The organism is Parabacteroides sp. AF17-3 (genome assembly GCF_003635445.1).
Lineage (GTDB): Bacteria > Bacteroidota > Bacteroidia > Bacteroidales > Tannerellaceae > Parabacteroides > Parabacteroides goldsteinii.
On record NZ_QTMM01000012.1, the window covers coordinates 81,865 to 103,905 of the forward strand.

At 43.2% G+C, this 22,041-nt stretch carries 12 protein-coding genes; all 12 read right to left on the reverse strand.

Going from position 1 to position 22,041, the window contains the following annotated elements; translation table 11 throughout:
• Positions 1-15: 15 nt before the first annotated feature.
• A complete protein-coding gene (locus tag DWW91_RS16540) occupies positions 16-1,881 on the reverse strand; it encodes a RagB/SusD family nutrient uptake outer membrane protein (protein ID WP_048314362.1) in 1,866 nt (621 codons plus the stop codon).
• A gap of 21 nt (positions 1,882-1,902) precedes the next feature.
• A complete protein-coding gene (locus tag DWW91_RS16545) occupies positions 1,903-5,049 on the reverse strand; it encodes a TonB-dependent receptor (RefSeq protein ID WP_048314363.1) in 3,147 nt (1,048 codons plus the stop codon).
• Between the two features lie 627 nt (positions 5,050-5,676).
• Positions 5,677-8,712, reverse strand: coding sequence for a glycoside hydrolase family 97 N-terminal domain-containing protein (locus tag DWW91_RS28120; protein ID WP_082150341.1), 3,036 nt, complete (start codon positions 8,710-8,712; stop codon positions 5,677-5,679).
• A gap of 113 nt (positions 8,713-8,825) precedes the next feature.
• Complete coding sequence (locus tag DWW91_RS16560) at positions 8,826-9,701, reverse strand: hypothetical protein (protein ID WP_122328366.1); 876 nt, start codon at positions 9,699-9,701, stop codon at positions 8,826-8,828.
• 42 nt (positions 9,702-9,743) lie between these two features.
• Positions 9,744-11,819, reverse strand: a complete 2,076-nt coding sequence (locus tag DWW91_RS16565) for a malectin domain-containing carbohydrate-binding protein (protein WP_122328367.1) — start codon at positions 11,817-11,819, stop codon at positions 9,744-9,746.
• 175 nt (positions 11,820-11,994) lie between these two features.
• Positions 11,995-13,710: a RagB/SusD family nutrient uptake outer membrane protein gene (locus DWW91_RS16570; RefSeq protein WP_053078007.1), complete on the reverse strand. Its 1,716-nt coding sequence runs from the start codon at positions 13,708-13,710 to the stop codon at positions 11,995-11,997.
• A gap of 12 nt (positions 13,711-13,722) precedes the next feature.
• Positions 13,723-17,109 (reverse strand): SusC/RagA family TonB-linked outer membrane protein, encoded by a 3,387-nt coding sequence (locus DWW91_RS16575; RefSeq protein ID WP_007654729.1) that lies wholly within the window; start codon positions 17,107-17,109, stop codon positions 13,723-13,725.
• A 206-nt stretch (positions 17,110-17,315) separates the two neighbouring features.
• Positions 17,316-18,272 (reverse strand): FecR family protein, encoded by a 957-nt coding sequence (locus DWW91_RS16580; protein WP_010802063.1) that lies wholly within the window; start codon positions 18,270-18,272, stop codon positions 17,316-17,318.
• Between the two features lie 10 nt (positions 18,273-18,282).
• A complete protein-coding gene (locus tag DWW91_RS16585) occupies positions 18,283-18,894 on the reverse strand; it encodes an RNA polymerase sigma factor (RefSeq protein ID WP_007654740.1) in 612 nt (203 codons plus the stop codon).
• A 220-nt stretch (positions 18,895-19,114) separates the two neighbouring features.
• Positions 19,115-21,379 carry a hypothetical protein gene (locus DWW91_RS16590; protein ID WP_048314366.1) on the reverse strand — a complete coding sequence of 755 codons (2,265 nt, stop codon included), beginning with the start codon at positions 21,377-21,379 and terminating at the stop codon, positions 19,115-19,117.
• A gap of 146 nt (positions 21,380-21,525) precedes the next feature.
• On the reverse strand, positions 21,526-21,774 hold the full coding sequence (locus DWW91_RS16595) for a DUF3874 domain-containing protein (RefSeq protein ID WP_048314368.1): 249 nt from the start codon (positions 21,772-21,774) through the stop codon (positions 21,526-21,528).
• Positions 21,775-21,793: 19 nt separating this feature from the next.
• Positions 21,794-22,012, reverse strand: a complete 219-nt coding sequence (locus DWW91_RS16600) for a sigma factor (protein WP_229102406.1) — start codon at positions 22,010-22,012, stop codon at positions 21,794-21,796.
• Between the last annotated feature and the right edge of the window lie 29 nt (positions 22,013-22,041).

The window sequence follows — 22,041 nt, forward strand, 5'->3', positions numbered from 1 at the left end:
TTAATCATTAAACAATTATTCCCAACCCGGATTCTGGTCGGCATCCGTAATAGCCGGATTCGCATTGATCACAGATTTAGTGATCGGGAACAAGTAAGAACGTGTATCGAACTTGCGTTCGTCGTTACTAAACTGTACATTTCCGACATAAGCGGCCGAACGGTCTTTGGATATTTCAATAAAGGTAGCCGGTTCGCACAATTCATCGATCACGCTGCCCGGTGCCTTACCGTCGTTGGCTTCATTACCATATTTACCCCAACGGAGCAAGCTGAAATAGAAGTCTGCCTCATAGAACAGTTCCACACGACGTTCGATCTTATAGTCAACCCAGGCATCCGCCAAATTGGCTGCCGTAGAGGCTGGCAGACCGCCATGTATCGTACGTGTCTGGTTCATGGTTTCCACCGCTTCCGATACACGGTTCAGGCGGAGCAATGCTTCGGCTTTATTCAACAGGGCACGGCCGTAACGGAACACAACTTTGTGATACGGAGTAGTCACATTCCAGAACGGACGCGGACTCAGGTTCGTGTACATACATTTGCGGGTACCGTAATTACTCAAAGGCACATGATCTTGCGCATAGCGTACAGTGGCCCAACGACTCATATTTCCGTGATTATTCATCGCGATATTTTCACCGTAAAAGACAGAACCGTCGTGGATGATGGATGCTTCGAAACGTTTATCACGGTTGTTATACATCAGGTCACTGATATTCACTCCCGGAGTTGTCACCTCAAAGGCTTTGAAATGGGCTCCGGTCAATTCATTCGGATCTTTATGTTCAATCTTTTCCAACGCTTCATCACGAGTGATGGCACGGGTATTGTTTACAAACTGAGAAGACTCTGACCAACGAACAGCTTTATTGGTCGTCTGATCGACCACCAAATAATCGTCTACCAAATTTTGAGTCGGTGTATACTCCAACCAGCCTTCAAACATATCGCCTACCTTAAACAACGGACCGCAACCGTTTAATTCCACATTACTGTTCAACACGTTCGGAGTCAGACTTTGCATATCGGTATTTACCATCGACGTATTATCGGCACTCCAGTATTTGGCCAAGATAATTTCATTAGACGAATATGCTCCGTTTTCATTGAAAATATCACCATAATTAGGGTCCAAAGAAACTCCTTTGATGGCATCTACCGCATCGACAGCCTCCTGATACAGGTCTACCCCTACACTTACATGCAAACCGGAAGCGTTGTTGGTATAAGCAGCAGCCGTCAGACACACTTCGGACAAGAATGCCAAACCTGCATTTTTAGTCAATCGACCGGCAACAGCCTCCTCCGGCAAGTCGACAATCGCATCGCGCAAGTCTTTCAATACATAACCATAACTCTCTTCAATATTTTTCGTCAGAGGTATTTCAAAATTGTCGCTTTCGGTCAACACACGATCTACCCACATGAAACGTCCCCCTTTACGAGCCAGGTCATAGTAAATCATGGCACGCATCATTTTGGCTTCTGCCGTATAACGTTTCTTGAAGGAGTCATCCAACACTTCGGATTCCGCCACCTTCTCAATAATCAGATTGCAGTTACGGATGGCACCGAAACGGTCATTCAATCCCCAACCAAACGTATTTTCCATTAATCCTCGCGCTTCGCCCGGACACCCCGAACGGCAGTTGATCATGTTATTGACAAACACTCTGTCCCAGTAATTGAATCCCAAATACTGGTCGTAGGCATTTCCATAATTACCCACCACAAAGGCATCGACCGTACCCTGGTCTGCCCAAACGACATTGTCGCCATAACTTTCGGTGGGATAGGTATCCAAAAAATCCCCGCAACTTTGCATTCCGAGCATGGCTACCATGCAAAAAGGTAAGACATATTTATTGTATTTCATAATCTCTTATACATTTAATAATTAGAAACCGACATTTAAACTAACCGTATATACCCTGGAAATAGGATATGTATAACCATTGCCTGCACCAGACTCCGGATCGAAACCATACTCTTTTGCCGGACTAATTGTCCACAAGTTGTAACCGGCCAAAGACAAGGAGCATTTAGACAACCATGCCACATTCTTCAACAATTTATGTTTGAAATCATAGCCGACAGAGAGGTTCTTCAAACGGAGGTAGCGGGCATTCACCAACCAATAATCGCTGCTCTCGAAGTTATTGTTACCATTAAAGCTCGGTGAATTATGTTGGCGCGGATAAAGCGCATCCGTATTGTCAGGAGCCCAGATGTCTCTTTGGAATTCATAAATAACCGGCAGGTAGTTACTGTTACCGCCCTGGAGAATTCCATCAATATACAGGTTGTAGTTGGTAGCGCCCTGCCACAACATGTTCATAAACCATCCTTTGTATTCTAAGTCGATATTGATACCGTAGTTAGCTCTCGGCGAACCGGCAACTCCTCGACGCACCTGATCTTCTCCGTCGATTTTACCATCCCCGTTGAAGTCATAGTATTTCAAGTCACCTGCCATTAAATTGGTAGATCCATTACGTTTCGGCGAATTTAAGACATCTTCATATCCGGTGTAATAGCCCAAAACTTTGTGTAAGTTTCCATAATAACTACCCACCTGCGTATTCCTCTTGTAAGGGTTCTTTGTGTCTGTTTCCGCTTCATTCGGATTAATATTCCAACGGTCATCATAGAACGTCATGTTGGCCGAAACACCATACTTGAAGTCGCCGATATTGTCTTTCCATTGTAGCACGAAATCAAAACCACGGCGGATGCTTTCACCGTTGGATTTCAATTTAGGCAAGTTCTTTCCTAACGGTGCGGTATAACCGACTTTAGAAGGAGATGCCAAATAGCCGGTCGTCACTTTCGCAAAATAGTCTACCGATCCGGACAAACGGCTATTCAATGACACGAAATCGAAACCGAAGTCGAAATCTTTTGTTGTATACCAAGTAATATCCGGGCTAACCAAATCGCCTTCGCTGAAAGTCGGCACCCATGTACCACCTAAAAATGCACCACGCTGGTTCAAATTATAGGAAGCCATATAATCATAGCGATTTACTCCACCATCTTGTCCGATTTCTCCATACGAAGCACGGAGTTTGAACTGTTCAAACACCTTATCCAAGTTCAAAGACTTGTAAAACTCTTCTTCCGACACAGCCCACGCCAACGAACCGGAGAAGAACGTACCCCAACGGTCACCAGCCGGGAACCAATCGCTACCATCGTAACGGATATTGAACTCAGCCATATACTTCGACATATAATCGTATTTCAAACGTCCGATCAAAGCTGCACGGCGTTCATTCACACCTTCAAACGAACTATTTTCCATCGTACTTGCCGGTCCGGCACCAATTTGGTCTACATCAAACAGGTAATCCTTACGTGAAACAGATGTATTATCGTAATCGCTACCGCTGGCTTCTATACCGAACGTAGCACCGATCGTATGCAGTTCGTTAAAGGTACGGGCATAATCTGCCAGGAATTGCGTATTGAAGTTACGATGGTAATAGGTATTTTTACTCAAACTTGGTTTTCCCGGTGTGGCAATATTACCGTCCCAGTCGTAAGTCGGTGCATCCTTATACCACGCTTTAGAGCGGTCATTGGCTATCGTATAACTGCCGATTGCTTTCAAAGTCAACCCTTGTACCCAAGGTAATGCCCATTCCGCGTTCATGAACCCTCTGACCGAACTATAGTTACTTTTTATATAACCACCTTCGTCGCTGATATCTTTCAAAGGGTTATCGGTCGTACCGCTATAAATCTGTCCGTTCAAATTATAGCCGGGTTCGTACGGTTTCCTGTTCTGAATATGCGACCATACAGCACCATATCCGGAACCGGTAGCCGAAGCCGGCGAGTTATAATCGTACAGGTAAGCTTCAACACCGGTCAAAATCTTCAAACCGATCGATTTGAAATCAGCCTCCACATTCGTGCGCAGGTTATAACGCTGCATATTGTTGGAGTTGGTACGATAAATAGACTCCTGATTATAATATCCCAATCCACTATAAATCTTCATCGTTTCAGAACCACCGGTAACCGACAGGTTATGGCGTTGTTCCGGAGCGAAGTTACGCATCGTCAAGTCCTGCCAATCCGTATTGGGATGGCCATACGGATCGGTTCCATTCCGGAACAAATCCAAATCTTCTTGTGTATAGTTGGCAGGCATGCCATCATATTCCAAGCCGCGGTTCACATACAGGGCAGCGTTGTAAGAATCCACTTTTTTAGGTAGATAAGCCGGTTGACTCAACGTATAATTGAAGTTATACCCTACATTGAGTTTTCCTTCTTTTCCTCGTTTGGTGGTAATCATCACGATACCGTTGGCTGCACGCGCACCATAAACAGCTGTTGCGGAAGCATCTTTCAAGATAGACATCTGGTCGATATCTTCCGGATTCAAATTCTGGAAATCACGTTCTTCACAAATCACATTGTCAATCACATAGAGGGGTGTTCCGCCACCACGGATAGAGATCGAAGCTTTACTGTCGACACCCCCTCCCGATTGCCTTACGATCAAACCGGCGGCACGTCCGGCCAAACTCTGTGTTACATTCGGAACTGGGACTTTCGACAAATCGTCAGCCTTTACCGTAGAAACGGCGGAAGTAGTCTTACGCTTGGAAGTCGTACCATATCCCACAACAACGACTTCATCCAATGCCTGCGTATCTTCTTTCAACAAGATAGATAACGTAGCTTGTCCCGTATAGGTAATTTCCTGTGTAATGTAACCGACATAAGAGACAACAATGATGTCGCCCTTCTTTACGCCATTTAAAATAAAATCTCCCTCTAAACCGGTCATGATACCATTTGTCGTACCTTTTACAACAACCGAGGCACCGACAACCGGACCAAACTCATCCGACACTACTCCCTTTACATCCACTCCTTCTGAGACGACGTTTACTACCAAGCCGGGAGTTTTCAAAGAAGCATCTTCCGCGTACAACAACGGCGATGAAGCCAGCAACATAGAACATGTTACTCCCATTACTTTTACGGTTTTGGGTAGTAGAAAATCAGTACGATTAAAATTCTCCATACTTACCAAAATTTATTTATTATTAATATGGCCTTTCCCTATGCAACCCGGTTTCTCCTTTAACAAATAGTAATAGAGGTGCAGAGTTCCACTAGGACTACACCACAAAGCAGGTTGTAATTTGTTAATTTTAGCTTTTATTGCAACGCATAAAACAAAATAGATGGCAAATATTCAAATGAATGTTATAATACAAAGCTTGTAAAGCCTAATATAAAAAAGAAAAGACTTATGAATAATACATGTGAAAAGAGAGGATTCAAGGTTTTGAATATGGTTAGATGTTTGAGAGACAGCTAACTGATTGTATTTTTTTATTTGTTTTAACAGGATACGTTGAGTGTTTTTGATATTTCAAGTAAAGCCTGAGTCCTAGTGGAACTATGGTTAATCAGCTAGTAAACCGGAATAAGGTTACAACTCACTTCAAAGTATAATTTTCAAGCTGAACAATCAGTTCACACGGAGATGACCGATACACACTATCCTTGTATAAGAGGCCGAACTTCCAAACAAATAAAAATGGACAATAACCCGGCTGATATACTTTTTCAATCCGTTTTCAAGGCAAAGTTAGGCCTCTTACTATTTTCAGAAAATGGACAATCTTGCTATTTTAATGGATTATTATTGCCTCACTATCGGAATCTGTATATTAAACGAACTACCGTCTTTCTTCTGATTTAACGGGGTGATGGAACAGGCGGAATAAAGGACTATAGGGTCATCGTTTTCATCTAAAAACAATTGGGGACGTTCGAGACGGTCCACATCGACATGTTCGCCATTCTTCAGGATAATCTCCTTGTTCATAAATAAAGAGTGCTCGGGCAATTCCCAATGAAGGCCGTCTTTTGAATACATGATAGCCAGACCGGGCTTACCTTGGGTAAATCCTCCGGTAAAATCTTTGAAGACAGCATAGAAGCATCGGTCTTTGCGGTGATACCAGACATACGGGTCTTCGGCATTCAATTTCTGATCCGTACCTGTTTCAAATTCAAAGACATTATCGTCCAATACCCGGAAAGGGCCGGCGGGTTCGTCGGAGATGGCCACACCATGCACACCACGCCAACCGGGGTCATAGACATTCCCTTTAAAATAAAGGAAATATTTCCGGTTTGCCGGACAATAAACGACAGCCGGATTCACCATGATAAGGTTATCCGGTTTCACCGCTGTTCCTTCCGGCGACGGTTCCAACACATTATTCGGTTTTACCCGCGAACGGGGAATAAGCAACGGTTGTTCGTTACAGGTATATTTACCCTCCAGCAAGTCTTTTATGGAGTTAAAACACAGCACTCCCAATTTCTGGTTTTGCTGGATACGGTCCCTTTTACTCAGCGTTCCTTTTATACGGGCATTCTCTCCGGGGTCTACCGAACCGCAGTAATACAGGTAATATTTCCCGTTAAAGCGCTTGATATGTGTATTCGAAACGGTCTGGGCATCCCACGAACTCCGGTCCGGAGTATAGCCGTCCTTATTATAGACAAAACCAATATTTTTGTATCCCCCATAAGGAGAATCGGAAACAGCGACCCCTATCTTCGACCCTAACAGCCAGGCATCGACAAAAGGCGGATGTCCGGTTCCCGACTCCATGGCAGAATAAAACAGATAGTATCTTCCATCCTCTTCCGCCCGGATAGCCGAACCGCACCAGACAAAATGGCTCTCCAGCGAAAATGCCGAAAAACCGACAGGAAACTCCGAATCTCCACGCTGCACAACCTCCATGTCGACAGGTCCGGCCTGGTAAGAGCGTTGGGGCCAATCTTGCGTAAGGTACAATACGCAACCGCTGTTACCTTCCACATCCAACGTCAGGTTTTCCTGTCCCTGCAATTTGATTTCCTTCACGCTGACAACTTCTTTCTTTTTACCCGGTGCCTGATAATATAAAGTCGCTTTATACCGGGACTGGTCTTTCAACATATCAAGCGGCAATACGACCTGCCGTTTATCGCCGGCATTCAGGATGCTGACATACCAGTCGGATGCCGAACGGCGGGCAACTACCGCATACGAATCCATATCGCCTTCATAAAAGCGGGTATCATCCCATACAACAGGAATCGAACAATAAAAGTCGGTTATAGCATCCGTCTTAATCACCGATTCAGTTGAACCGGCACCTCCGTCACGTGACGGAGCCTTGTAAGGACGGTCATACCAGAAGATAAACTGCCACGGGCTGTAAATGGCAATACGTTTAGCCAATTGAGCCGCACGTCCGCCCATCTTTTCCGTCACACGTTCGGCAAAGAAACAGTTCGTGTAATCGCCTGCCCCGCAAATCATACGGTTATATAACGTATAGATCGCCTGATTCAAGTTCGGACTTTCCTCATCTCCGCGGATACCTTCCTGCGTAATCAGGTTCGGGTAGGTACGGGAATAACCGGTCGGACGGTATTCGTCGTGAACATCGACCATGAGTTCATATTTGGCCGCTTTACGGATTGCCTGATGTAGCCAGGCTGTCGAATATTGGTCGCCGACATCGACAAAGCCATATTTCAAGCCCTTTACTCCCCATTGTTTATATAAAGGAAGTATTTGATCCAATTGTTTCGATAAAGCTTTCATGTTGACATACAAAATAATGCCAATCCCTTTTTGGTTAGCATACTCTATCACTTTATGAAGATCCAGCGGACCTTTTGAGCGTTTGGGATCGACGGTTATAGTCGATGCATCCGATTCCGGATTATACTCATCCCCATACCAACCGGCATCAAACTCTACATATTCAATCCCGTTTTCTACAGCAAAATCCACACAAGCCAATCCTCCGGCTGTAGTCAATGTCACTTCACGAATCACCTGCCCCGGTTTGATCCAACTCGTATTCTCTATTTGGTTAGGTTCATTCAAATTCAAGACAAAATAATTGTTCTGTACCAACATCCCGGGATGATCGGCCACCATCACATAACGCCAAGGAGATCGGTAACCCGCCAAATCAAGATTTACCTTACCTGACAAAACCGATTGTACACCGATTCCTTCTTCACTCTTACCCAGTTTCATGCGTGAATAGTCCACCAAAGCCGCTTCGCCGATTGCCACAAACTGTTTATCAGAAATCTGCACGACCTGCGGGCGATCGGCCGTACCTTTCAAGGCTCCCAACTTGGTTTTAGAATAAGCTCCTTGTGCCCCGCCTGTCACCCAAGTATCACAATCTCGCGCAAACAGGAATTGTGTTTTCTCATTCACCAACGTGCAGTTCCAGAAATCCACTTTGTCGAAAGCATAACGGAAAGCTAGTCCCTCGTCATACAAACGGACAAGCAATGTCATTTCTTTTTGGTTTTCATCGGAACGAAGCAACAGTTCCAATTCATTATACCGGTTTGTTACCAGCGAACGTTCGCCGTAAACCGGTTGCCAGGTCTGGTCGACCGAAGTTCTCGTCTGACCGGCTACCTGCCAGTTTCCGGCTAATATGGTTTTATCCAACTCCAGTTGCAAAGTTTTCGCCTCGACAACTTTCCCTCCCTTGTCAAACAGATCGATATCCACGAATTTGTCACTCACCCGGATCTCTGCTTTTAATATTTCCGCCGGACTTACCAATGGCAATATCGTTTGCGCACAAAGCCACAAAGGTTGCAACAGGAGGCAGAAGAACAGATTTACTCTTTTCATGATACGAATATTCATTTTCAATGCGACATATCTTATCGGGTACAAAGATAAAAGCAGCTACCGCTATGAAAAATAGCAAATAGCTGCTTATTTGGTGGATTATTATTGCTTACTTACAGCCTAACCCAAGTTGAATTCTTCTCAGGTGCAGATGCAGGGTAAGATAAGACTTTTCCTTCTATCTCCATCGAAACATAATACTCGAGCGTTTTTCCTGTATTATCCGGGATCTGTACACTAAAGATATTTCCTTTCTCACAGACCATTTTTATAGCTTTGAACTTTCCTTTCCCCAATTCACGATACATCAAGACCGGAACTTTATCTGAATTAGTCATTCCTAAAACAACTACCTCCATCTTATAGTCTTCTTCCTTATCAAGAACCGTACGTTCATTGAGAACAATCAGGCGGGGAGACTGCGAATAGGTTTTAGACAAACCTATTTCAGCCGGTAATATCTTCCCGTAGGCTGTTTCCAATTCTTTATCGTATTTAGTCAGGAATCCGTAAGTCTTCCGGGTTTGTGATTCTAAATTGATAAGAGTTCCTAACTCTCCGGATGTATATACAGTTTGCATCAAATAACCGATCATCTGTTCCCATTTACGTGACAGGTCTACTCGCAAAGGAAGTATTTTATCTTCTACAAAAGAGCGTTTCTCATTCTCTGACAACAAGGCAGACAACTCTTGCATCTGTTTATCCAACAATCCGCGCATACACCCTAATTCACCCATCGTTCGCAAACAAGAGAACGTATTCAACCAATAATCAAAACGGGCTTTATTCCCTTTCCCTTTGATCAGCCCTCGTAAGGCATATAAAGAATCGACAAATGCATATTTAACCGCTTCTTCCTCCCAAGGCGTTTCATTGGGTTGAATAACACCCGGACCGGTAATCCAAGCTGCCGGACGAGGCATACGGAATCCCAAATGTCCCTCATTTCCGACTGTTCCATCCAACGATTCAAAAATGGTAGCCACCCGATTACCTACTTCCGGTCCGAACTCATGACACGCATAATCCTAATACAGGGAAGTAGCAGACATATCACGAGGCCTTTCTTGCTTATTTCCAACCTGTTCACTCAAATCAGCTTCAAAATCTTTATATAAACCGCCGCCCACATCTATACACCGCCTGTAAGGCGTACCTTTGATTTGGTTCACATCTGCCGTTTTCCCTTCTATTATAAATCCGGATAAAAACGTAGGACCAACCACCGGTTCAAACTGAATATTCAACGTATAATTATCCACCTTGACCATACCGGAAGTAATCGTATAAGCACTATCACGTCCGGCTGCTTTAAAAACATCTATATTCCGCAATACTTCCGAATCCTGTATCTTCAGATGAAAAACACGCTTTTCCGGTTCGTTAAACATAGTTTCACTGAACAAGAAAGTCACTTTATAGTTTCCGTTGGGTACCTTCACTTTAAAGCCTTCCAAATCGTAACGCTGGGTATTGTATAAGTACTGGTCTTCCGTCCCTTTGATATGCCTGTAATAATTTGTCCCGACACCGCCTATCCGAATATCATTCGTCGGCACAGGGACATACTGATACGGCTTTCCAAAATCCGGATTCCAATCCTCCTGTTCCCAACAAGCATCAGCCATGGCTATAATATTGGGAGCGATGGAACGAGTTCGCCAAAAATTACCTACTATACCGCTACAACCTGCCGCATAACTTTCTGCTATATCACTACGCAAACGTCCTGCCCAAAATTGCGGAGTCGTCAAAGCGGGATCGTCTTCCAACCAAAGTACAGGCATTTTCATACGGCTATTCGGAAGTTCTTTATATCCGAGATCAATACGCTCCTGCCCTACCAAACGGCTCAATGAAGACATAAAATCACCGGCTGGCAAATACCGGTCAAACAACTTCGTATCATTGGGTGGTCCTAATACCCAACCACTTAATCCGAAACCGAAAGGATCCCCCATTTCTGACAATACGGAACGAGCGATCTGAACATCTTCCACCGTACTCTGTATAGATTCCTTGGAAGGAGTCCCCCAAGTCCATCCTTCCGGAGTCCACAACCAGAAATAATCCAATGGATGTCTTTTCTGTATACGTGAAAAGATACCTTTATATAATAATTCTTTCGCCTCACGACTTCCAGGAGCTATGTTCTTTTCTTTCAAACGTTCTGCCACTTCTTTAGGAATAGACAAAGGTGATTCCAATCCTGCACAAAAGCGAATACCCAATTGTTTACCGAAAGAGAATGCATCATCCCATAAAGCTCCGGTACGATTAAACACTTCGTTCATCTGATCCTGCCCTTTCGGCCATGGCAAAAGTCCTTCTACAAGCGGACTGGCGTATATAGAATCTTTAAATAGAGCAGAAGCTCCGCAGCAATAATCACGTGTATCCATAGCCGAATATCCCCAGGCTCCCGGACGGCTGGTATTAGCTAAGGTTGTAGGATACGAATAAGTTACATTTCCTTCTTTATCCATATCCTCCGGCAAGCCGACCCAAACATTCGGCTCTACATGCGGATAAGTATGCAAAGAGAAGAAATTCATTTTCATTTTTACCATCTGTGTCATGCAAGACTTATACATATCTTCGTTCCACAGATCCGGTCCTTCCGGAAAGTCATGGAAAGGCAATAAGCCTCTCAATGCAAATAACGGCTTATAATCTCCTTTGCCACATTGCAACAAAGAACCCTGATAGGGAGTGTCCGGAATGATATCTCCATGTAATGTAAACCGCACACCCAACAATTCGGCATATTGGTAGGCGGCATACAAAAGGGCGACATCCGACCCGCCTTTCAAATAAAGGGACGAATTTTCAACAGAAAGGCTAAACGCCTCAGGTTCTAACTTCATACTATCACATATCAACATGATGGCAGATGCCGCCTTTCCTTTCCCAAATTTCTTTATCGGCAACAATTTACCCGTCCGCTGATAAACATACTTTTGGACTTCGGTAGCAGACAACTGCATTCCCGGTGTAGGGTTTTCCCGCAAATAAATAATTTCAGGATCTTTCTCCTTGGGTTTAAAGGAGAACAGAAATATTGACAATATCAATAGACCTATAATGTTCCAATGCTTTTTCATAAAATCTTATTCTTATAATTATCAAAGCTACAAAAATACAAACTCCCATTTCTTTATAATATAGCAAATAAATACCTTTTCAGTGGATTATTACTCCCTGCCAAACTGAGACAAAGTAAGTCCCTAGACTGAGGGGGGCTTGGTCTAGGGACTGAGGGCATCTAAGCCTAAGAACTTAATTCCAACCTGGGTTTTGCTCTAATTTACCATTCAATACCAGTTCTGTGGTAGGCAATGGTAACAAATAATCTCTTTCCGGATTAAACTGGAATCCGTTAGGCAAAGATACCTGATAAGGATCTACATACCCATTTTCATCCAAATAAACACCTTCTCCAACAACGATCTCCGGAAAATCAGAAGCATTATAATAATATCCCTTCAAACGTTTGTTTACAATCAGTTCGTGTGCTCTCCAACGCATCAAGTCGTCCAAACGATAGCCTTCGCAAGCAAACTCCACACGTCTTTCACGACGGACTTCGTTAATAATAGGAGAAAGGGCAGGGAACTGCCAATTCGGGTCGTTCGCAATATTATTCAACTGGAGACCAGCCACACCCACACGCTGGCGAATGACATTGATTGTTTTATCCACATCCTCTTGCGTGATTTCACCTAACTCAGCCTTAGCTTCTGCATAATTCAGCAAAGCCTCTGCATAACGGAACACGATAACGCCAGTCTCTGCATTTTCCGTATCCACACAATAAGGATCAGAACCTTTCTTCAACTGATAACCAGTCGTACAATGCTGTTCGCCTGTCAAATTCAAAAAAGGAAGTTCGAAATACAAAGGTTCTTCACCAACTCCATAGCGTAAGTCACCCGGACACCAAATAGTTTGTGCCAGACGGGGATCACGATCTTTTATTTCGTCAGTCAAGTTCTTATCTGAATGTTCCGGATGTGCAGCAACAGGCTTTCCGTCCAAACAAAGATAATCATTTACCAAGCTCTTGCTCAAACCGGTACGGGATCCTCTATAGATCAGATAATTCTGCGCTCTATGAGTCAATCCCAGTAAAAGCGAATAGGTACGTGCAAGTATGACTTCCGGATTATCTTGGAACTCCGTTTTATTGAACAAATTGTAGTAAGAGGTATTCGGATCGCCGGTCGTAAACAAAGAATAGGTTCCCATATCCATCACTTGCTTAGCCGCATCAGCAGCCACACGGTAATAAGCGTTATAGTCCGATCCTTCCACACCAAACTTGGTACCTTGATGATATTTTTCCCAAGAAGCCTCATACAACGCCACACGCGATTTAAACAGCAAAGCAGCCTCTTTAGATAAACGTCCGGCATCAACCTTGCCTTTTTCCGGAATATACTCGATAGCCTTGTCTAAATCAACCAACATAGAATCAACGATAACGTTACGAGCAACACGCGGGTTGAACAACTCTTTAGAGTCAGTATCATATGCCTCATTGACCCAAGGCAAATCGCCAAACTTTTTCAATAAAGAGAAATAATAGTAAGAACGGAAGAAGTACGCTTCGCCGATAAATTGCTTGTTTTGATCGAACGCAGTCTCCATGTGTCCCAGATTACCCAACATATAGTTAATAGAACGGATCTCTCCCCAATTCCATCCGGCATCACTAGCATTTCCAGGTACCGTCGTATAGCCGGCCAACTGAGTATTGTAATCTTCAGTAACCATATTGTCACTATTACCGTCAGTAGCCAAATAACCGATACCGAAACCGCCAAATGCTGGAAAAACTGTATAAAACTGATTCACATAAAGTTCCAAATCCTTAGCTGTCTTGAAATAGGCTTCGCTACTAATTTTATCCAAAGGCTCTCTGTCGAGAAATGAATCACAACTTACCAATGCAGAAGCTAAAACAGAGGCACATATCAATAATTTCTTTTTCATATCCCTAATCAATTAAAAAGTAAGATTTACACCAAACGAACATACTAATGAGAGCGGATAAGACTTCGCATCCCCCCATGCTCCGGAAGTACCTTCTGGATCTACGCCATCCATCAATTTTGTGAAGGTCAAGAGGTTCTCGCCAGAGAAGTAGAAACGAAGTTTGTCAATACCTACTCCTTGCAACAATTCGCTTGGCAACGTATAACCCAGTTGTAAGTTTTTCAAACGCAAATAAGCACCGTTTTGGATAAAACGAGACTGTACCTGCTGGTTCTTGCTCACTTCGCCGGTTGAATAAGGACGAGCAAAAAATGCGTCTTTATTATCTTCGCGCCAATAATCCATATTATGCTCATGAACGTTATCAAAATACTTATTACCCTGAAAACCGAAATAAGTAGTAGAACCGATAAACACATCGCGCTTACCAACACCTTGAAAGAATACACTGAAATCGAAATCTTTATATTGACCGGCAAACATCAAACCATACAAGAAACGCGGTGTATTGTTACCCAAGACTTTTTTGTCGCCGGGGTTATTTATCGTATTGTCACCCCAGTCAATCTTACCATCCTTATTCAAATCTATGTATTTCATATCTCCGGGATTCCATTTAGCGTGGATAGCCGATTGATCCGGTGACTTCTTGACATCCTCTTCACTAGTAAAGAATCCATCGGTTACATATCCCCAGATATCACCCAGTTTTTGTCCTTTAAAATAGGTTTTATCCGAGATAATCCCGGTCGGATTGTTATACTTAGTTACCTCTGTTTGGGCATCAGCCAACGTACCGGTGATAGAGTAGCTGAAATCCTTGTTCACACGGTGTTTCCAATTCAAGGTAAGTTCAAATCCATTTGTTCGCAATGAAGCATTATTTTTCTTAGGAGCATCCTTACCCAGCACAGCCGGAAGTGCTTCACTCGGACCGAACATATTGACGGTCTCACGTGAATACCATTCAACAGTTGCGCTCAAACGGTTATCCAGGAAAGACATATCTGCACCAATATTCAAGGTACGAGACTCTTCCCAAGTCAAGTCCCAGCTAACCAAATCCGGTGTTTGCGTATAGATAGGACGAGCCCCATTGATGATATATTCTAAATTCGTCTTGATAGGAATAGTTTCATAGAACAAATAGTTAGGTACTTCCTGATTACCCAGCGTACCATATGAAGCCCTGAGTTTGAATGTGTTTACAATCGGTGCGATAGGTTCCCAATATTTCTCACGATGCATATTGTAGGCAGCAGAGAAAGAAGGGAAGAAACCAAACCGCTTGCCTTCACGGAAACGGGATGAGCCATCATAACGACCATTGAAGGAAAACATATAACGATCGTCGAACGAGTAGTTCAAGCGGACGAAGGAACCAACAGTAGACCATTCAGAGATCTCGTCACTCAAATTAGTCAATCCGGTAGCCGTACCAATAGACGGGACATTATCAGTAATCAGGTCGCGTTTAGAACCTTTCAAACCTTTTCGCTTGAAGTATTCAAGCTGTCCACCGACCAAAGCATCCAAAGAATGTTTGCCGAACGCCTTTTGATAGTTAGCATACAAGTTACCGGTAGTGTACGTATCCGTCCGTTGCTCCTCTTCTATTTGGTTGAAGTTATTCGCATGGTGATAATGAGACTCAGTCGGTTTTACATCCTGTACATACACTTTGGCAAAATGGGTATCACGGTTATATCCCACATAATTATAGGTAAAGTCTCCATTCACTTTCAATCCATCAAGCACATTTATTTCGAAACTAGGCGTGATGTAAGCTGTAGTAGTCTCTTGTTTTTCCGAACCACCTTCCTGCAAAATCTGAACTACACTGTTAGACTCCATAAAACCTCCATTCGGGTTTCTAACCGGTAATGTCGGATAAGCTCTTGCTATCATGTGATAATTTACGGTACGGTCGTATCCGCTATAACCCACAGGCAGGTCACGGTCGCTTCGTGCAAACTTGGAGTTCAACTTAAAAGTCAACCAAGGAGTAAGCTTAGTACTATTATTTACCGTCACATTATATCTACGATAGTTTTCATCGAAGAAATTCAACTGCCCCTCCTGTTTCATATAACCCAAACCGGCATAGTAAGACGATTTACCGGTTCTACCTGTAATAGATACGTCATGGCTGTTTTGAAATGCCCAATTTTTGAAATAGACATCCGTCCAATCCGTATTGGCATACGTATCACCATTCTGTCCCCATTGCGTAGGGTTGGAACGATCCGGTATAACACCATCCATCCTATTACCACTGGCGATATTCTTCTTTACCAGTTCGACCATTTCGTCTGTGTACAGGTGCGTCACCCCGGCATTGTCGCAAGCATCGTTCATAGCCGTGACGAAATCCAACGAATTAACGGTCTTTTGCAACATGGTAGGTGTCTTCCAGCCAAAGTTTGCATTATAAGAGATAGTGAACTTCTCGTCCTTCGAGCCAGATTTGGTAGTAACTAGGATAACACCATAGGCAGCTCTTGCTCCATAAATTGCAGCCGAAGAAGCATCCTTCAAGATAGAGATATTTTCAATATCGTTCGGATTGACCAAATCCAGTTCCATAGGTACACCATCCACCAATACATAAGGTTTACCCGACCCTTCTGTCAAAGAACCTACACCACGGATATTCATATCCATGGGACTACCGACTTCACCTCCAAATTTAGATGATGACGTAATATTCAAACCTGGAGTGACACCTTGCAAGGCCTGTGTCACATTGGTTATCGGCCGACTTTGGATGTCTTCCGGAGTTACTGTTGCTACGGCACCGGTCAGGTTTATCTTCTTTTGAGTACCATAACCAACCACTACAACTTCATCCAACGCTTGTGTATCTTCAGACAATTTTATGTTATACACAGACTGATTACTGACCGTGATTTCCTGAGTTTCATATCCTATATAGGATATGAGCAATGTCGCCCCCGACATTGCATCCAAGCTGAAATTTCCGTCAATGTCAGTAATCGTACCAACCGTTGACCCTTTAATAGATACATTTGCACCAATTACCGGTTCACCCTTGTCATCAACAATCGTTCCTGTAATTTTCTTATTTTCTTTCTGGCCACTTTTACTTTCTTTTATCCCCAAATAAATCTGGTTATCTTCTTTCTTTTCGTAAACCAAACCTGTACCGCTCAACAACTTGCTCATTGTTGCTTCTATCGATTGGTTATTCACCTCGAAAGTTACTTTTTTATCCAAATCCGGAAGTTGGTTACTGTAAAAGAATCGATAGTCAGTTACTTTCTCAATAGAACGTAACGCCTGCTTGATCGTTTGTTGCTTTACGTTGACAGTTACCTGTGCGAATACTGAAGTTGTGAGAAAGGCAGACAAACATATAACCCCTACTTTTCTCATAATCTTTCTTTTTTGAATAAAGGAAGAAATAGTTTCTGATTTTTTATTCATACTTTTGTGTAGTATTAAATGGTTAATTACCAGAGAGTGACTACTTGCGAATATTCAACTCTCTTGATTGACTAATGAAGGGGAAGGTGTTGCAAGCACTTTCCCTTTTTGCGTACATGTGTTTTTTCTAGGTCATATCGATAATATTTAAAGGGTTAATCACTATAGAGTTCTATCACGTCCTCTTTTTTCTTATAAGAGACAGAAGAGGTAAATTGCAAAGCATATAACGTTGATTGCAAGCTGGCATTTTTCAGTGTACCGGTGAAAGTTATGCTATTCAGCTTATCGCTTTTAATCTCAAACTTCACATTATAATTACGCTCCAGCAGCTTGATAATATTCAGGATCGGCTCATCGTTGAATACCATTTCATTATTCATCCAGGCGATAAACAACCGGTCATCCTCCTCTTGTTTCTTTGTCATCCGGGTATCTGCCAACGAATAGACAGCCACTTCTCCCGGACTTAAATGAAGGGACTGGTCCGGCGATGAAACTATAACCGAACCTTCTGCCAGATAAGTCGTGATATTTTCATCATCAGGATAAGCATGGACATTAAATGAAGTTCCTAAAGCACGTACCTGGATATCACCGGCTTTTACGATGAAAGGAGATTGGGCATCTTTTGCTACATCAAAATAGGCTTCGCCGGTCAGTTCGACCTGACGCTGTTTCCCGTTAAAATGACTGCCATAACGCAGTTTGGAATCGGCATTCAGATGGACTATTGTGCCGTCCGGCAAGGAAATATCCGACTTTTGTCCGTGACCTACTTCTACGGTCATATCGTTATATTTGGTTAACAAGCGGTTTTCGTTCCAATAGAATAACGATATGGCGACGGCACCGAAAACAGCCGCGCAGGTAGCCATACGCATAAAAAACTTTCTGATATTTATCTTTGTTGGGTTAGCCGTTGCAGTGATAGCCTTAAAAATCCGCTCATCTGTCGAATCAGGCATATGACCGAAGGAATGATCCCATATTTTATCAAAATCATCCGTCCACCTGTCCGGGTCATTCAACAGCCCGGCTAACTGACGTTTTTCACTTTCAGTAGCTTTATTATCGTAGAATTTATCTAATAATTCAATCTGTCTGCTCATAGTTATTCCTTTAAAATAAGAATGAAAAAATAGGATAAAGTAATAAAGCTATGCCATTCAGCAAGTCACCCCTGTTCGCTCTCAGCATTTGGCTTAGGAACTTTGTCGACTGTTTCAGATGACTCTCCACCGTGTTTTCCGAAATACCCAGCAGGCTGGCTATCTCCTTTTGCGAAAGATGCTCGATGTGTTTCAAGCGATAGACTTTTTGCCTGGCGGGTGGCAACATAGAGATGATACGCTCCACTTCCTCCAGCAACAGGTTCAACTCGACTTCATCCTCCACACAATTCTCGGCTTCCCTGACATTCTCAATCTGTGAGATCATCAACTGTTCCTGAATACGTTTTGCCGTTTCTTTCAGAAACAGGTTACGAGATACCTTTTTCAGATAACCCTGAAATGAAAATTCAACCACAATCTTCTTCCGGTTCTCCCAGATAATGATAAATGTCTCCTGCACAACTTCCTCTGCCATCGAATAATCGCCGTGCGAAAGCCGGATGACAAACTGAAAGAGAGTATGTTTATATCTATTGTAAAGCTCTGTGAAAGCTTTAAAGTTATCAGACATAATCTCTTTCATTAACTGTTGGTCTGATAACTGCTCAATTTTGTGCATTCGTGGTATTTTTTCTATAAATGATACATTGCATTATTACCGAATCTATATTAAGGATACTATACCGTTATAGTTTCCGTGATTCGAGCACAACTATTTAATATTATTTTGCATTAGCGAGGTAACGGACTGGTAAAATGGTGGCGTTACCATACAAATATAAAAGCAGCTATTACTATAAAAAATAGCTGCTTATTAAGCGGATTATTATTGCAGACCTTTATTTCCCCATGGCAAACCGGTACGTCTGACCGGCCTCTGTCTTCATTTTTATAAAATCACCGTCCACGGTTCTCTTACCGGCAACCGGGTCTGTAATCTCAACTTTCTTACCTTTCCACGGATTCTGCAAAGTTAAATCGCGGCCTTTCTCACTGACAAGAGTCAAAGATGTGACTGCTCCGCCTTTCTGTTCGCCGGAAACCAAAAAGGCACCTTCTACCCGGATCTGATGGAACGAGGCATCCTTACCGCGGGGCCATACAGGAAAGACACGGACAATGTCCTGATGTCCCATACAGAGCATTTCGTTGATTGTATTGGGTACCGTGCTCCAGTTTTCAATACCATGCGGGTTATTTAACTGGAAGCCATTCGGGTAGGTATGTTTTGAATAAGTGTTCAAATGAACCAGGATGCTATCCGGCTTATAACCGATCCGCACGGCTGCCGGGAAAAAGCTGTTACTTCCATTGGAATCCAGCCAACGTTGCATTTCATCGACTGTGTTATAAGCGACCTCCAGTAACTTGGGATCACTATTCAGACCGATCTGGCCTGCCGGATAAATATGCTGGATTCCCAGTGTGTTTCCGTCCCACCAATCGCAACCTTTTTCCGTATACCGGAAGACTGTCTTACCGTTTCGCTCCTGCAACGGATAATCGGAAAGATGCTTGTTGATAAACTGCCACTGCGTTCTCTTTTCCTCATCGACTCCTAAAAGAGCGCTCATGTCAGAAACGGTCTGCATCACCATCCGCACCAGTCCCAATGATAGAATCGGATTCATCGTCCCGACCGTACCTTCATGGATCGCATCATTATAAATGACATAGCGGTCACCTTCACGTGTCAGGTAATTCTCCCAAAAGGTAGCAACCCCTTTTACGAAAGGATACACTTTCCGGGTATAGACTTCATCCCAGGTATGATAAAACTGCATAGACATATTAACGACAGCATAGGCAGAGTTGCTTTTTTGTCCCCAGAACATACCTTCGTCTTCTATATTTCCGCTTTTAATCCAGTCATAATAATAGGTATCCATGAACGGAGTCCTGCGAGTCGTCTCAACACCCAAAGGTCCCGCACCTACAGGCAGCAAAATACCTCCCGGAATACCGGTGACTTTCTCCGAGTAATAGTTTCCTCTCTCTATCTGTGCCAGCATAGAGGAAATATAGGGATCAGCCTGCTCGATCCTGTTGGCTGAGTAAAGCGCATAATAAGGGGCCATATGGTTATAGTTCAGATGATAGTCCCCATTCCAGTAAGGGCGTTCCTTCGTGATCCAGGTACCAAAAATAGAGGGTGGAAAATCAATATCCCGGCTACAGGAACCCATGCCGTAAAGAGAAAGGTAATATTGTTTTTCAATTACACTATCCGGTATGCTGACATACGATTTTTCCCAATAGTTCCGCCACCATTCTTTATGGCTTTTCTCTATCTCAGCCTGTCGTGCCGGAGTAAAATCTTCTACTTTTTTTATGACGGTAGCCACGCAATCGTCACTCTTGAAATTGCTGGAGAAGGCACACACCAAACGGACCGTTTTTCCCGGTTCCAGGGTAAATTTGCCATCCGTAGATCCGCTTACCCGTAACGCCATAGCACCTTTAGTCGGTATATCGACAGAGTCTACAAAGGCACGGGACAGATACTCGACACCATTCGGTTTCGTCTCATGCTCCCTGACATCGGGGAATATCCGTTCAAGAGGCGGTTTATTAATCTGTTCTTCTTTTCCCAAGAAAGATATGCCGGCAGTACCTTCCACAGAACCATTCCCTTCCATATTCAAATCCACTATCAGCATATCTTCCGTGGCAGGAACAAAGGCTTTGTAGGAAACGGAAATATCCCCTTTGGTAAAACGGGCGGTCGATACGGCATCATATAGCTGCTGTTCCACCAGATAGGAGGCATCTTTCAATTGAGGGATATCCAGTTCTATCTTACCCAGGACAAGAGGAAATGATTCGTCCAAAGCAGACTTCAGTCTCCAGAAATCATTCCTGGCGACATAAAAGACCTGCGACTCCGGTGTTCCCGACAAGGCTACCCCGGTAAAACCATTCCCCAACAAAGGTGCATCGACCGAATGCGGTGCGGGTATACGTTTAGGAGGTTCCGTAAAGCGGATGGTGTGTTTTCCTATGATATTTTCTGCCTGACTTTCCGGCTGATTAGCTTGATCCGTACAAGCAGAAAATAAGAGTGTACTCAATACGGACAGGGATAGTATTAAAATCTTCTTCATTTGTAAATAAATTGTGCTCCGCTAAGGGATATGCTGTTCAATTATGTGTCTCTTCATTTCAAACACAAATATAAAAGCAGCTATCGCTATAAAAAATAGCAAATAGCTGCTTATTGTGTGGATTATTATTGCGTATTCACGACTTTTCAACCACTAAATACAACCGCCCCTGTCACCAGTTGCGTCATTACTCCCAGCCTCTTCAAAAAGCGGCCGAAGACGGAAACATTGCCCATTGGAAGTTTCACACTGCTCTTCTTTTGTAGTGAGAGGTAAATTCCCCCGGCAGAAGCCTTTACCTCCTCCTCTTTATGCAAGGCAGGACGATAATATTGAAAGAATAAATCTTCGTACAAAGGACGCTGCTGAAATACTTCATCTCCATCTGATGTCAATGCACGATAAAGTCCGGAATTATCTTGTATCTACCTCAATTGCACGATGCGTTGTGCAATTTACTACATTTGTATTCAATATTTCCTTTTCTTCGTAGTCTTCCCATAAGCAGACAAAGACATCCTGAACCATCTCCTCTATTGCCTGATAATCGCGGGTATAATAATTCAAAAAACGACATACAATTTCAAAATAATCATTATATGCATCTTTGAATGTACTCTCGTTAATAATCATAGCAATATAGTTTTTTCTCTGTATATAAT